This is a genomic window from Mycolicibacterium sp. XJ2546 (assembly GCF_053483195.1).
Window position 1 is genome coordinate 77136 of sequence record NZ_JBEFRW010000012.1, and the last position, 13830, is coordinate 90965.

Annotated in this window: 13 protein-coding genes; 2 read left to right on the forward strand and 11 right to left on the reverse strand. The window is 67.7% G+C overall.

Annotation, left to right across the window (positions count from 1 at the left end):
* Positions 1–52 precede the first annotated feature (52 nt).
* From ndk to ABQE44_RS19040, 8 genes are all read right to left on the reverse strand, one after another.
* Entirely contained in the window at positions 53–463 is a 411-nt protein-coding gene (ndk, locus tag ABQE44_RS19005) for a nucleoside-diphosphate kinase (protein ID WP_448394602.1), read from the reverse strand.
* Positions 464–473: 10 nt separating this feature from the next.
* The gene (locus tag ABQE44_RS19010) at positions 474–854 is read right to left on the reverse strand and encodes a DUF4233 domain-containing protein (protein ID WP_448394601.1); all 381 of its coding nucleotides are present in this window, start codon (positions 852–854) and stop codon (positions 474–476) included.
* A complete protein-coding gene (folC, locus tag ABQE44_RS19015; protein WP_448431346.1) occupies positions 851–2260 on the reverse strand; it encodes a bifunctional tetrahydrofolate synthase/dihydrofolate synthase in 1410 nt (469 codons plus the stop codon). The genes ABQE44_RS19010 and folC overlap by 4 nt, the downstream gene beginning before the upstream one ends.
* Positions 2257–4920, reverse strand: a complete 2664-nt coding sequence (locus ABQE44_RS19020) for a valine--tRNA ligase (protein WP_448431348.1) — start codon at positions 4918–4920, stop codon at positions 2257–2259. Before ABQE44_RS19020 ends, folC begins: the two co-directional genes overlap by 4 nt.
* 73 nt (positions 4921–4993) lie before the next feature.
* Entirely contained in the window at positions 4994–5851 is an 858-nt protein-coding gene (locus tag ABQE44_RS19025; RefSeq protein WP_448431396.1) for an RNA-guided endonuclease InsQ/TnpB family protein, read from the reverse strand.
* Positions 5833–5982 carry a hypothetical protein gene (locus ABQE44_RS19030; protein WP_448431398.1) on the reverse strand — a complete coding sequence of 50 codons (150 nt, stop codon included), beginning with the start codon at positions 5980–5982 and terminating at the stop codon, positions 5833–5835. The genes ABQE44_RS19025 and ABQE44_RS19030 overlap by 19 nt, the downstream gene beginning before the upstream one ends.
* Before the next feature lie 85 nt (positions 5983–6067).
* On the reverse strand, positions 6068–7354 hold the full coding sequence (locus ABQE44_RS19035) for a saccharopine dehydrogenase family protein (protein ID WP_448431350.1): 1287 nt from the start codon (positions 7352–7354) through the stop codon (positions 6068–6070).
* A 10-nt stretch (positions 7355–7364) separates the two neighbouring features.
* Complete coding sequence (locus ABQE44_RS19040; RefSeq protein WP_448431352.1) at positions 7365–9350, reverse strand: S9 family peptidase; 1986 nt, start codon at positions 9348–9350, stop codon at positions 7365–7367.
* A 135-nt stretch (positions 9351–9485) separates the two neighbouring features.
* On the opposite strand from ABQE44_RS19040, the gene ABQE44_RS19045 reads away from it, so the two are divergent.
* Both ABQE44_RS19045 and ABQE44_RS19050 read left to right on the forward strand, forming a co-directional pair.
* Positions 9486–10637 carry an FAD-dependent oxidoreductase gene (locus ABQE44_RS19045; protein ID WP_448394596.1) on the forward strand — a complete coding sequence of 384 codons (1152 nt, stop codon included), beginning with the start codon at positions 9486–9488 and terminating at the stop codon, positions 10635–10637.
* Positions 10634–11245, forward strand: a complete 612-nt coding sequence (locus tag ABQE44_RS19050) for a VOC family protein (protein ID WP_448394595.1) — start codon at positions 10634–10636, stop codon at positions 11243–11245. The genes ABQE44_RS19045 and ABQE44_RS19050 overlap by 4 nt, the downstream gene beginning before the upstream one ends.
* Here the strand turns inward: ABQE44_RS19050 and ABQE44_RS19055 are convergent.
* From ABQE44_RS19055 to mobA, 3 genes are all read right to left on the reverse strand, one after another.
* Entirely contained in the window at positions 11211–11708 is a 498-nt protein-coding gene (locus tag ABQE44_RS19055) for a transglycosylase family protein (protein ID WP_448394594.1), read from the reverse strand. The genes ABQE44_RS19050 and ABQE44_RS19055 overlap by 35 nt on opposite strands.
* Positions 11709–11934: 226 nt before the next feature.
* Positions 11935–12255, reverse strand: a complete 321-nt coding sequence (locus ABQE44_RS19060; RefSeq protein ID WP_448394593.1) for a transglycosylase family protein — start codon at positions 12253–12255, stop codon at positions 11935–11937.
* Between the two features lie 975 nt (positions 12256–13230).
* Positions 13231–13821: a molybdenum cofactor guanylyltransferase gene (mobA, locus tag ABQE44_RS19065; protein WP_448431354.1), complete on the reverse strand. Its 591-nt coding sequence runs from the start codon at positions 13819–13821 to the stop codon at positions 13231–13233.
* Positions 13822–13830 lie beyond the last annotated feature (9 nt).

The window sequence follows — 13830 nt, forward strand, 5'->3', positions numbered from 1 at the left end:
CACATCACGCCAACTCGCCCGACCATGCCGCACGAGCAGGCGATATCGGTGTTTAGCTGCCTGGGAACCAGAGGTCGATCTCGCGGGCGGCCGACTCCGGTGAATCCGAGCCGTGCACGATGTTGTCCTGGGTGACCAAGGCCAGGTCACCGCGGATCGAGCCGGGTGCGGCCTTCTCGACGGGATCGGTGCCGCCGGCGAGCTGGCGGAACGCGGCGATGGCGCGGGGGCCTTCCACGATGGCCGCCACTACCGGCCCGGAGGTGATGAACTCCAGCAGCGAGCCAAAGAACGGTTTGTCTTCGTGCTCGGCGTAGTGCCGACGGGCCAGGTCCTCGCTGACGTCCTTGAGCTGCAGCGCCGCGATTGTCAGCCCCTTGCGTTCGATCCGGCTGAGAACTTCGCCGATCAGGCGCCGCTTGACGCCGTCGGGCTTGATCAATACGAGGGTCCGCTCAGTCACGGCCGACAGCCTAGTCGGGCGACTGCTGCTGTCCGGGTAAGAGTCCGCGTTTCTGCCGGCGCAGCACCTCGGCGCGCAGGTAGGCGATCACCAACCACACCACCAGGAAGATGACCGCGATCAGCCCGATCGCGACGTGGACCAGGAACCCGGCGACGAACACCGCCTGAACGGCCAAGTTCACCCAGATCGCCCACGGCCGGCCCTGCACGCCGCACAGCAACACGAGCAACACCGCGAAGCCGATGAGGTAGCCGCCGCTGGCCGCGGTCAGCCCTCCCCCGATGCGCGCCACCACCGGCAGTGCAAGCAGCACCACGATGGCCTCCAGGATCAGCGTGCCGGCCATCACGCCGCGGAAGCTCTTCCACGGGTCCGGCTGCTGGGTCATTGCGGGTCCTTTCCGAACAGGGTCCGCGCCGCGCCCGCGGTCACCACCGAACCGGTGATCACGATTCCGGCACCACCCAACGCCTCGCCGTCGTTGCCTGGGTCTTCGACGATCGCCGTCGCGGTCTCGATCGCGTCGGGCAGGGTGTCCGCGGTGACAACCCGTTCCGGGCCGAACCGCTCCTCGGCGCGCAACGCCAACGCTGCCACGTCGAGCGCGCGCGGGGAACCGTTGTGCGTCACCACGATCTGATCGAACACCGGTTCCAGCGCGCTCAGGATGCCGTCGACGTCCTTGTCCTCCATGACCGCGACGACGCCCACGAGGGTGCGGAAGTCGAATTCCTCGGTGAGCGCCTGCGCCAGCGCCGACGCGCCCGCCGGGTTGTGGGCAGAATCGATGAACACCGTCGGCGCACTGCGCATCCGCTCCAGCCGTCCCGGGTTGGCCACGGCGGCAAAGCCGGCCCGTACCGCCTCCACGTCGAGTTGGCGTTGCGAGCCGGCCCCGAAGAACGCTTCGACCGCGGCCAGCGCCACGGCCGCGTTGTGCGCTTGGTGCTCACCGTGCAGCGGCAGATAGATCTCGGTGTACACGCCGCCGAGGCCTTGCAGTTCCAGAAGCTGGCCACCGACGGCGATCTGCCTACCGAGCACGGCGAACTCCGAATCCTCACGCGCGACGGCGGCCTCGGCCGCGACGGTCTGGCGCAGCAGCACCTCCATCGCCTCGGGGGCCTGCCGGGCGATGACGGCCACGGTGTCGGTCGGCACCAGATCCTCGTCCTGCTTGGTGATGATTCCGGCCTTCTCCGAAGCGATCTCGGCGATCGTGTCGCCGAGGTAGTTGACGTGGTCCACGGAGATGGGGGTGACGACGGCGACCGGGGCGTTGACGACGTTGGTGGCGTCCCAGCGTCCCCCGAGGCCGACCTCGACGACCGCGACGTCGATCGGTGCGTCGGCGAACGCGGCGAACGCCATCGCGGTGACCACTTCGAACTTGCTCATCGCGGGCCCGCCCGCCTTTTCGGACTGCTCGTCGACGAGGTGCACGAAGGGTTCGATTTCGCGGTACGTGGCCACGTACTGCGCCGGGCTGATCGGCTTACCGTCGATGGAGATCCGCTCCACGGCCGACTGCAGGTGTGGGCTGGTGGTGCGCCCGGTGCGCCGGTGCAGAGCGGTCAGCAGCGCGTCGACCATGCGCGCCACCGACGTCTTGCCGTTGGTGCCCGCGATGTGGATCGACGGGTAGCCCCGCTGCGGCGAGCCGAGCAGCTCCATCAACGCCGCGATGCGTGCGGTGCTCGGCTCGAGTTTGGTTTCGGGCCAACGCTGGTCGAGCAGGTGCTCGACCTGAAGCAGCGACGCGATCTCGTCCGGCGTTGGGACGGGTTTCGTCATTTCAGCGACGCCAGCCTCGCGGTGATGCGCTCGACTTCTTCCTCGGCCAGCCGTTGGCGTCCGCGGATCTTGTCGACCACATCCGCCGGCGCTTTGGCCAGAAACGCCTCGTTGCCGAGTTTGCCTGTGGTGCCCGCCAATTCCTTCTGCGCGGCGGCGAGATCCTTCTCGAGCCTGCGCCGCTCGGCGGCCACGTCGACAGTGCCGGAGGTATCGACCTCGACGGTGACGGTGCCCTTCGACAGCCGCACCTCGATGGCGGCGGTGCGGTTGAACCCATCGTCGGCGGCGGTCAGCCACGCCAACGCGCTGACGGCGGGCACCTGGGCGGCCAGGTCAGCGGCGTCGATGTCGGACAACCGCGCGGGCACCTTCTGCCGGTCGCCCAGCCCTTGGTCGCTGCGGAACCGGCGTATTTCGGTGATCAGCTTCTGCATATCGGCGACCCGCTGTGCGGCCACGGGGTCCACCGTAAAGCCGGTGGGTTCGGGCCAGTCGGCCACCACCAGCGACTCCTGGCCGGTCAGCGTCTTCCACAGCACCTCGGTGACGAACGGCATCACCGGGTGCAGCAGCTTGAGCAGGGTGTCCAGCACAGCCGCAAGCACCGCTGTCGTGTGCTCGATACCTTCTGCCAGTTGGGTTTTCGCCAGCTCCACGTACCAGTCGCAGAACTCGTCCCAGGCGAAGTGGTACAGCGCTTCACAGGCCCGGTTGAATTCGTAGCCCTCGAACGCCGTGTCGACTTCGGCGCGCACCACTTCCATCCGGCCCAGAATCCACCGGTCGGCGTCGGTGAGCTGCGAGGTGTCCGGCAGCGCAGCGGGTTTGGTCCCGTTCATCAGGGCGAACCGAGTGGCGTTGAACAGCTTGGTGGCGAAGTTGCGCGAGGCGCGCGCGTGGTCCTCGCCGATGGACAGGTCGCCGCCGGGGCTGGCACCGCGGGCCAACGTGAAGCGCAGCGCGTCGGCGCCGAACTTCTCCACCCAGTCCAGCGGGTCGATCCCGTTGCCGCGCGATTTGCTCATCTTGCGGCCGTGTTCGTCGCGGATCAGCCCGTGCAAAAAGACGTTCTCGAACGGCACCTGCGGTGCGCGCTTGCCGTAGTCGGTGATCGCGTCGTCGCCGGCGACGAACGTGCCGAACATCATCATCCGGGCCACCCAGAAGAACAGGATGTCGTAGCCGGTGACCAGAACCGTTGTCGGGTAGAACTTCTGCAGTTCGGGGGTGTGGTCGGGCCAGCCCATGGTGGAGAACGGCCACAGCGCCGACGAGAACCAGGTGTCGAGCACGTCGGGGTCCTGATCCCAGCCCGCGGGCGGGGTTTCGTCCGGGCCGACGCACACCATCTCGCCGTCGGGTCCGTGCCAGATCGGGATGCGGTGGCCCCACCACAGCTGCCGTGAAATGCACCAGTCGTGCATGTTGTCCACCCACGCGAACCAGCGCGGTTCCAGGCTCTTGGGGTGAATCACAGTGTCGCCGTTGCGCACCGCGTCGCCTGCCGCCTTGGCCAGCGCGTCGACCTTGACCCACCACTGCAGCGACAACCGGGGTTCGATCGGCTCACCGCTGCGTTCGGAGTGCCCGACGCTGTGCGAGTACGGCCGCTTCTCCTCGACGATGCGGCCCTGGCCGGCCAGCGCCTCGCGAACCTTCACCCGCGCCTCGAACCGGTCCATCCCGTCGAATTGCGTGCCGGTGTCGGTGATCCGGGCCTTGGTGTCCATGATGGTGGGCATCGGAAGCCCGTGCCGCATGCCGATCTCGAAGTCGTTGGGGTCGTGGGCCGGGGTGACCTTGACCGCGCCGGTGCCGAACTCCGGGTCGACGTGTTCGTCGGCCACGATGACGATTTCGCGCTCGAGGAAGGGGTGCGGCAGGGTTTTGCCGACCAGGTGGCGGTAGCGGTCGTCGTCGGGGTGCACCGCGATCGCGGTGTCGCCGAGCATGGTCTCCATCCGGGTGGTGGCCACCACGATGTGTGGTTCGTCGTCGGACAGCGAACCGTAGCGGAACGACACCAGCTCACCGTCGACGTCTTCGTATTTGACCTCGAGATCGGAGACGGCGGTCTCGAGCACCGGCGACCAGTTCACCAGCCGTTCGGCGCGGTAGATCAGGCCCGCGTCGAAGAGCCGTTTGAAGATCGTGCGCACCGCCCGCGACAGCCCGTCGTCCATCGTGAACCGGTCGCGGCTCCAGTCCACGCCGTCGCCGATGCGGCGCATTTGGCCTTCGATAGTGCCGCCCGATTCGCGTTTCCAGTCCCACACCTTGTCGACGAACAACTCGCGGCCGAAGTCCTCTTTGGTCTTGCCGTCGACGGCGAGTTGCTTTTCGACCACCGACTGGGTGGCGATTCCGGCGTGGTCCATCCCGGGCAGCCACAGCACCTCGTAGCCCTGCATCCGCCTGCGCCGGGTCAGCGCATCCATCAGCGTGTGATCGAGCGCGTGGCCCATGTGCAGGCTGCCGGTCACGTTCGGCGGCGGCAGCACGATCGAGTAGGCGGGTTTGGTGCTGGTGACGTCGGCGGTGAAGTAGCCGGCGGCCACCCAGCCCTCGTAGAGGTCGGCCTCCGCCGCGCCCGGGTCCCACGACTTGGGCAATGCTTCAACGCCGGGATCGGCGGCGCGGCGGGGGGTTGAGGTCACCCGGCAATTCTAAAGCGTGTCGAAAAACTCGGTTGAGTGGTCGACACCGCCCTTCTCGGGCATCCGGTTGGTTTCAGGCCGCGGGTGCGGTGTGATCGCCGGTTCCCGCGTCATCCGGGCTGGTTTCACCGACACGAGGGTGTTGGCCAGCGCCGTCCCGTCGGCGGGCATTGGTGGCCCGGCCTCCTGCTTGGGGGTCCGGGGATCGATGAACGTTATCGTCATGGTCGGCCCGGCCCCAGCGGGCCAGGTTCACCGCCGCGTTGAGATCACGGTCAGCGTAATAGCCGCAACCACAGGCGAACACCCGATCGGACAGCGTCATCGAACGATTGACTACCCCGCATTGGGGGCATAGGCGCGTCGATGGATACCAGCGGTCGGCTTCGACAAGGTGGCCGCCGCGCCACGCCTGCTTGTATTTGAGCAGGCGAGCGAACTCGGCCCAGCCAGCATCCGAGATCGCGAGAGCCAGCCGGCGATTGGCCAACATTCCGGCCACGTTCAGATTCTCGATGACGAGCCGGTCGTGAGTCTTGACCAACTTGTTGGCAACCTGATGCTGGAAATGGCGACGCATATTGGCCACACGACGATGATGCTGGCCCAATCTAGCGGCGGCATCCTTACGGTTCTGCGATCCTTTCTTCTTGCGCGATAACGATTTCGAAAGACAACGTTGCTGTTTGAGCCCGGTGGCCAACGCTTTGGGCGCGTCGCCCATCCGGGCGACCTCAGTGCCCTCCGCGGTGGCGGCGACCACAAACGCCGACAGGCCGCGATCCACACCCACCCAGCCGGTGTTGTCTTCCGGATGACGGGCCGGATGTTGCAGATTCGGGTGCATATCGGCAGCCTCGACGTTCAGCGATATCCACCATCGGCCCCCGTATTTGACGCGGTTCCGGCGTCCTAGGCGTTCTGCTGCAATCCGCCGACGAGGACGGGCACCAGGATCCGGATGGCGTCGTTCACCTCGTTGTGGTCGACGCCCAACCTGTTGAAGCGATCCCTGGGTGGGATCTGGTTGAAGAGTTCGTCGAGACCAGCCTGACTGCCCACCCTTCGTCGCAGGGATTGTGCGCAACCGCTACGCGACGACAGTAATCCAATCGGTCTTGGTGGCGGACGTGTTCGGCACGGCGGATCAGATCAGTCGGGACGTCTCCAATGACACGCCCGCGGCCGGGAACCGCGCCAGCAACGCGTCGCCCATCGCCGCGGCCGGGGTGAGCACCCCGCGTAGGTCCGACAGCCGGTCCCGGTCGAGGGCGAGCGCCAGACCGCTCTCGCCGAGCAACACCGAGGTGGCCTTGTAGCCGGGGTCTCCCTGCTGCGACATCGTGGCCTTGTACCGGGCGCCCGTCGTCGTGGTGGTGTAGGTCTCGACGGTGTAGTGCCCGCTTTCGCGAGTGCGCTCGCTGGGGCCGGTGCCCGGCTTGGGCACCACGCGTTCGACGAGCTTGCGTGGCAACCGGTGGAAGAACCGACTGCCCAGAGCCAGGGTGGCGGTGTTGCCGGCTGCCGAGACGGCCGCGGCCACCGGCGCGAGGACCGAGCGGCCCACGCTCATCTGCTCACCGTATTCGAACCGCCTGCCGTAGCCGTAGTCGAGTAATGCGTTGCTGCGCCGCACGATCCGGGTGTTGACGGTGGCCATGACGAACGGGCCGGTCCAGTATCCCTTCAGCTCCGGCGCGATCTCGGCGCCGCGGCGCCACCTCATATCGGGTTGCGCCCCGAACTCCGGCTCGGCGCTGCGATCCTCGGACAGGGTGTAGGGGTCCTCCATCAACCGCCTGGCTTCCGAATCGGTGGAGGCGGTGTGCATCACCTCCAGCATCGAGGCCACCGTGCCCCCCGACACCCCGCCGGCGAACTTGCGCACCACGAGGTTGGTGTCGGTGAGCTGTCCCGCCTGATCCTCCTGTGCCCTGCGGTACAGCGCGAACACCGTGAGATCGGAAGGGATGGAATCGAATCCGCACGAGTGCACGATGCGCGCGCCGGTGTCGATCGCCTGTTTGTGATAGAGGTCGATGCTTTGGCGGATGAACATCGGCTCACCGGTCAGGTCTGCGTAGTCGGTGCCGGAGGCCGCGCACGCGGCCACCAACGGCAACCCGTACTTGATGTAGGGGCCCACGGTGGTCACCACCACCTGGGTGCGCGCCGCCATGGCGTTCAGCGACGACGGCTGCGATGCGTCGGCGGTGATCAGCGGCCAGGATTGCGCCGACGCCGGCAGTTCGTCGCGCACGGCGAGCAGCTTGTCCTGCGAGCGGCCCGCCAGCGCGATGCGGGCGTCTCCGGCGGCTCTGGCCAGGTAGTCGGCCGTCAGCTTGCCGACGAATCCGGTTGCCCCGTATACGACGATGTCGAATTCCCGTTGCGGGGTTGAATGTCGCCGGTCTCCCGGCTCCGCTGCGCTCATGAGGGCGACGCTACCCGAGGGTTTCGGGAAGCTCGATGTCTTCACCGAGCACATGGCGGGCCAGAAACGCGGTGACCACCTGGTACCAGATCTTGGCGTGTTGCGGGGTGAGCACCCAGTGGTTCTCGGAGGGAAAGTACAAGAACTGGTGTGCGCTGGTGCCGTCCGCACCGGCGGGCAGGCCGGAGTCGGTGAGCAACTCGTACCACAGCCGCAGGGCTTCCCCGATCGGCACCCGGTAGTCCTTGTCGCCGTGGATGACCAGCATGGGGGTGCGGATCTGGTCAACAAAGCGGTGCGGTGAGTACGTCGCGCCCATCTCCCGGGTCATCTCGCGCACCCAGAAATAGGACGAGTCCGTGGTGCCGCCGAACTGGTCGAGCGCCCACAGGCTGGCGTGCGTGACGATGGCGTCGAACCGGTCGGTGTGGCCAGCGACCCAGTTGGCCATGTAGCCGCCGAAGGATCCACCCATCGCCGCGGTCCGCCCGGCGTCGACGCGGGGGTGCTCGCATGCGGCGTCGGTGGCCGCCATCAGGTCCTCGAACGGCGCGCCGCCCCACGCGCCCCAGCCGCGGGTGATGAAGTCCTGGCCGTAGCCAGTGGACAGGCCCGGATCGGGCAGCAGCACCGCGTATCCGCGTGCGGCCAGCAACCACGGGTTCCAGCGCCACGACCAGCAGTTCCAGCTGGCCAGCGGTCCGCCGTGGATCCACAGCAGCAGCGGCGCCTGCCCGTCACCATCGGGCAGCACCAACCAGGACCGCACCTTGGCGCCGTCGGCCGCCGTCGCCTCCAGCTCGGTCAGCGCGCCCGGCAGCTGCGGGGCCTGCACGCACGGCAGCTCCGTCACTGCGCCGTCGGCGTCGATGCGCACCGGATGCGGCGGCGCGGCGTACGAGCTGCGCAACGCATAGAGGACACCGTCAGGCGCGGCCGTCACATCGGTGTAGGCGTAGTCGTCGTAAGTCAGCTGGGTCACCGCGCCGTCGGCCAGACCGATCGAGAACATCGGGCTGCGCCCGTCCTGATCGGCGGAAACAATCAATGCCGACCCGTCGCGTGCCCACGTCACCGACGCCGGCCAGCGGTCCCACTCGGCTGCCACGGTTTCGGACTGTCCGTGGAAACGCAAGCAGCGTAGCGTGATTCGGGGCGCCTTGTCCGGCGTCGAATAGGACTCATGCAGATAGGCGACCGCTGAGCCGTCCGGCGCGATCGCCGGGCTCCACAGGTCGGCGTCGGGTTCGTCGGCGATCACGGTGCGTTCGCCGGTGTCGGTGTCGATGCGCATCAACACCGAGTGCTGCGCGGCGCCCGGTGCGGGCTGCTGCCAGGTGGTCACCACGAACCGGCCGTCGGCGCTGACGTCGAACTGCGCGTCGCGTAGCGCGCCTGCCGGTGACACGGTGAGGTCGGTCGGTTGGCCCTCACCGGTTCCGAGTCCGAACAGATGCGGATGGCTGAGCCCAATGTCTTTGTCCCAGCGTCGGATCGGGTAGCCGGTGTGCAAAACCGCGGTGATCGTGTTGTCCTTGCGGAGGTCGCGCAGCCGGCGGTCGTCGTCGACGGTGTTCGCCGACGGCAGCATCGGCGCGCGGATCACCGTCACGTCCGCCTCACGTGCCGTGCGGGCGGCCTCCACCCCGCCCGGCAGCGCCAGCTCCTCGTAGGCTTCCCCGCCCGCGGCGGGCAGACGCCACAGCGCCGCCGGCGGTTTGTCGTCGTCGTCGGCGGGGCGCGCGGCGAGAAACAGCAGGTCACCGTCGGCGGCGAAGACGGGTGACGACTCCCCTTTTGCGCCGCGGGTCAGCCGTCGCGCGGGCCGGCTGCCCGCCGGGTCGAGTTCCCACACCGCGGTGATGAATTCGGTGCGCTTGTCGTTGAGTTCGGCGATCGTCGTCACCACCCGGGTCCCGTCCGAGGACACCGCCAGCCCGGAGACGCGCGGCAGCGCGATGTAGTCGTCGAGGTCGTCGAACGGCGTCGCGGTCATGCCCTGTTGGTAGCACAGCCCCGGTTCGGTTCTCGCCCCGATTCTGCGCCACGGCTGTGGTCCCGGGGGCACGAGAACGACCGCCGCGCAGAAACCGGCGACGCCCCGGCCGGGGGCACGCGCTACGTTCGACGGATGCCGAAGCGGATCGTGGTGGTCGGGGCCGGCATCAGCGGCTTGGCGACCGCCGTCGCGCTGCAGCGACGCGGTCACGACGTCACGCTCGTCGAGGAGCGCACCGACGCGTCCTCGGGTGCGGGCATCAGCATCTGGCCCAACGCGCTGGCCGCGCTCGACGAGTTGGGCGTCGGAGACGCGGTGCGTGACGCCGGCGGCCGGGTGACTGCGGGAGCGCTGCGCTGGCGCGACGGCGCCTGGCTGCGGCATCCGTCGCCGCAACGGATCGTCAAGGCACTCGGCGAACCGCTGGTGGTGATCCGCCGCTCGGCGTTGACCGCGGTGTTGGCCGACGCGCTCGCCGACGCCACGTTGCGCACCGGTGTGGCGGCGACCGCGCTGGTGCCCTACGGCGACGGTGTGCGGGTGACGCTGTCGGACTCGTCGACGCTGACCGCGCACGCCGTGATCGGCGCCGACGGTACGCATTCGATGGTGGCGCGCCACCTCAACGGCACGCTGCACAACCGCTACGTCGGCTACACGGCGTGGCGCGGGGTCGCCGCGTGCCCGATCGATCCGGACGTCGCCGGTGAGGTTCTCGGACCCGCCGTCGAGTTCGGCCACGTTCCGCTCGGGCCCGACCACACCTACTGGTTCGCCACCGAACGCACCCCCGAGGGTGGACGGGCCCCGCAGGGTGAACTGGCCTACCTGCAGTCGCGGTTCGCCACGTGGGCCGAACCGATTCCGCAGGTGCTGGCCACCACTGATCCGCGCTTGACGCTGCGCAACGACCTCTACGACCGCGACGAGGCGCGGCAGTGGTCGCGCGGACCGGTGCTGGTGGTCGGCGACGCCGCGCACCCGATGCGGCCACATCTGGGCCAGGGCGGCTGCCAGGGCATCGAGGATGCGGCGATCCTCGCGGCGTTCGTCGGCGACGGCGCCGACCTGCCCGGGGCGTTCGCGCGGTTCGTGGCGTTCCGCCGCCCGCGGGTGCGGTCGGTGGTGCGCGAATCCTGGCTGATCGGCGCTGTCGTCAACCTGCGTCCGGCGCTGCTGAGCACACTGGCCAGCCGCGCCACGGTGCTGGTGCCCGAGTGGGCGCTGACGCGGCACCTGGCCACCGTCGCGGCACGGTCGGCGTTTCGGTTGCCCGGCACGTGAGCACCGCACTGGGCGCCTTATCGGTCGAGGCCGCCGAACCGCAGGCAATGCAGAAGTTCTGGGCCGACGTGCTGGGTCGCGACGCCCAGCAGGCGCTGTTGGCGTTTCGTCGCCAGCAGCGGCCCAAGACCGTGAAGAACCGCGTGCATCTGGACCTCTACACCCGCGACGTCACGGCGTTGTTGGACACCGGAGCCCGGATGCTGGGCGAGCATTCCGGCTGGGTGACCCTGGCCGACGTCGAGGGCAACGAGTTCTGCGCCTTTCCCGATCCCGCACCGGCAGGTGAGGCCATCGCGCGGGTCTTTGCGGTGTGCACCGACAGCAACCGCCCCGAGGAACTCGCCGCGTGGTGGGCGGCCCTGGTGGGCGCCGACGTCCGAAACGGTCCCGACGGCACCCCGCGCTGGCTGTACGGCGCGGCCGGCTGGGAGACGTTGATCTGGAAGTTTGTCCGCGTCGCCGACGAGCGGGTGGTGCCCAATAGGTGGCAGTGGACGCTTCAGGGTGAGCCCGCGGTGGCCGTGGCGCGCGGTCCCGGCGGCGTTCTCGTCGATCCGCAGGGCAACGAGTTCAGCCTGTGGCGCCCAGGGTGCCCAGCGGGTTGAGCAGGGCCGTGCACATCTGGCGCGGGTTGACGAAGCCGAGCAGGGCCCGGGTCGGCATCGCCGAGCAGCCGGTGGCGGCGGGAGCCGACGGCGCCGCGGGCGTACCGGCATTGGTCCACACGGCAGGTGTCGCGCCGCGGGGGCCGCACTTGGGCCAGGCCTTCAGACCCTGAGTGCGCAGCACGTTCTCGGCAACGCGGATCTGCTCGGAGCGCGATGCGTGCGCGGGATTGCCGACGCCGCCGTTGGCGCTCCAGGTCGCCTGCTTGAACTGCAGACCGCCGTAGTGACCGTTGCCGGTGTTGATGTTCCAGTTGCCGCCCGACTCGCATTCGGCGATGGCGTCCCAGTTGACCGACTCGGCTTGTGCGGTGGGCGTTGATACGGCCATCGGCACGAGCGCCAGAGCGCCGGCGATTGCGGTGGCCCACAGGCCCTTGGTGACTGCCTTACGAATGTTCATCGTTGCGGTCCTTCCCCGACCGGTTGAAAACAAGGTCCGCGTGAAGAGCTGCTCTCCGTTGCGGTCATCCGGTCTGTCGGGTGAGGAACGTCACCTGTTACGTGAGTGTCAAAAGTTTTATTCGTTACTTAACTGGTGTAAGAGGCTTCTGAGAAAGAAGAGGCGGCGCCGCCCATCGGCGGCGCCGCCCTCTACGCTGTCTAGCCCTGCTGGCAGGATCCGCGTCCTAGCCGCGCCCGCCGCAGGTCGGCCATGCGCCGATGCCCTGCGTCTGCAGCACGTTTTCCGCGACGCGGATCTGCTCAGACCTGCTGGCCTGGTGGGGCATGCCCGACCCGCCGTTGGACCGCCAGGTGCCCAGGGCGAACTGCAGACCGCCGTAGTAGCCGTTACCTGTGTTGATCGACCAGTTGCCGCCGGACTCGCAGGCCGCGACGGCGTCCCAGTTCACGCTGTCCGCACTGGCGGTGCCCGCCAAGGCCATCGGAGCCACGGCGAGTGCGCCTGCGAAGGCCGCCAGGCCAAACGTCTTGCGGATGTTCTTCACTTCGATCCTTTCGCCAAGCGCGCGCCAACAAGCACCCGCGGCTACGCAGGTGTAGGTGCCTGGTCAGGCGACAGGGGTTGGGCCGCACCGTCTCGGTCGGGTGCGACAGCGGAAGGCCGAAACCTCGCCGGACATCACCGTCCAGCGGCCACCGGAGGTATATCTCCCCCGACAGCCCCACTCACACGCAGGTTCGTGGGTTTGCAGTTGTTTGCTCCCGCAGAAGCCGTTTTGGACCGTACAAACCCAAACGGCGGAAGTCATATCGGTGAAGAACGTGTCGCGGAATGATCACGGACAGATCACGGCCGCGCTTTACAAGCGTCCGTGCAGGTCACTGGCGACTTCGACTACAGCGAAAAAAGATGGGGTCGACGCACATCGGTGAGCCAAATCACGGCAATTTTGTGAGGTGGCCCACGTGTAGGAACGTATTTTCCGGGCACACGGAGGGCGAAACCGCACTTCCGGCGCAAGAATCGCCGCCCACAGCAGGTGAAGTTCGCTGGCTTGGCGCCTCGCCGGTCAGCGCCTCGGTACGACGGATTGCCCTGTATCCGAGCATATTTCACTGCCTCCGGCAAAATTTGGCGCTCAACAGCAACTGGCCGCGACAGCCGGCCCAAGACCTCAGAATCATTGGTATACAGCTGTTCTCGTGATTGAGAGGTCGTAGGCTGCACGGCGCGCACATCCGTGCCGCGTCAACATCCGCGCACCTGACCGAATCATCGCTTCCGGGATCAGTCGCACCGTTGTCGCAGAGCACATTCCATGGCTCGAATTGGTTCACATTGTTGGTTGGACGATTCGAAACCACATGCGGCGGAAACGGATCCGCGCTTTATCGGCAGCGGCTAACCGAAATGAAATAGGCGGCGGGGTGCTATTGCTGACGTTTATAACGAACACAATTCATGCAACAGAATTGAATTCCATCCGCTACAAATAGCGGATTATTCAAAAGTGAATTTGCTAGGCAATTTGCAGAGAGCGCACCGCGGCCAAGTCCTCGGCGGTGTTGACGTTGGTCAACGCGGCCTGCTCGGGCAGCACGATGCGCTGCGTGTCGACGGTCTCCACCAACGCGCGCATGCTGCGCTGTCCGGCCGCCACCAGGTCGTCCACCCGATCGGCCAGCGACGTCCGGTAGACACCGGCCAGGTAGTGGTCGCGTCCATCCCAGGGCAGCACCACGTCGGCGTTGAGCGCCACGGCGGGACCCACGAGTTGGTCGATGAGTTGGCCCGTCAGCAGCGGCATGTCCACCGCCGAGACGAATGCCAGCTCATGACCGGCCTCCGCGGCGGCGTGCAGACCGCGCCCGGTCGCCAAGAGTGGACCGACGCCGCGGACCTCGTCGCGCAGCACCTCGGCGTCGAGTGCAGGAAGCGCCTGCCCCGGTGCGGCCACTACGAAAACCGGCGCACAGCGGCGCTTGAGAATGGCCACCATGTGCTCGACGAGGGTGCTGCCCGCATAGGGAAGCGTGGCCTTGTCCCGGCCCATACGGCGAGAAGCCCCGCCCGCCAAAATGATCGCGGCAAGGCCCACGGTGGTCGTCATGGCTCAGAC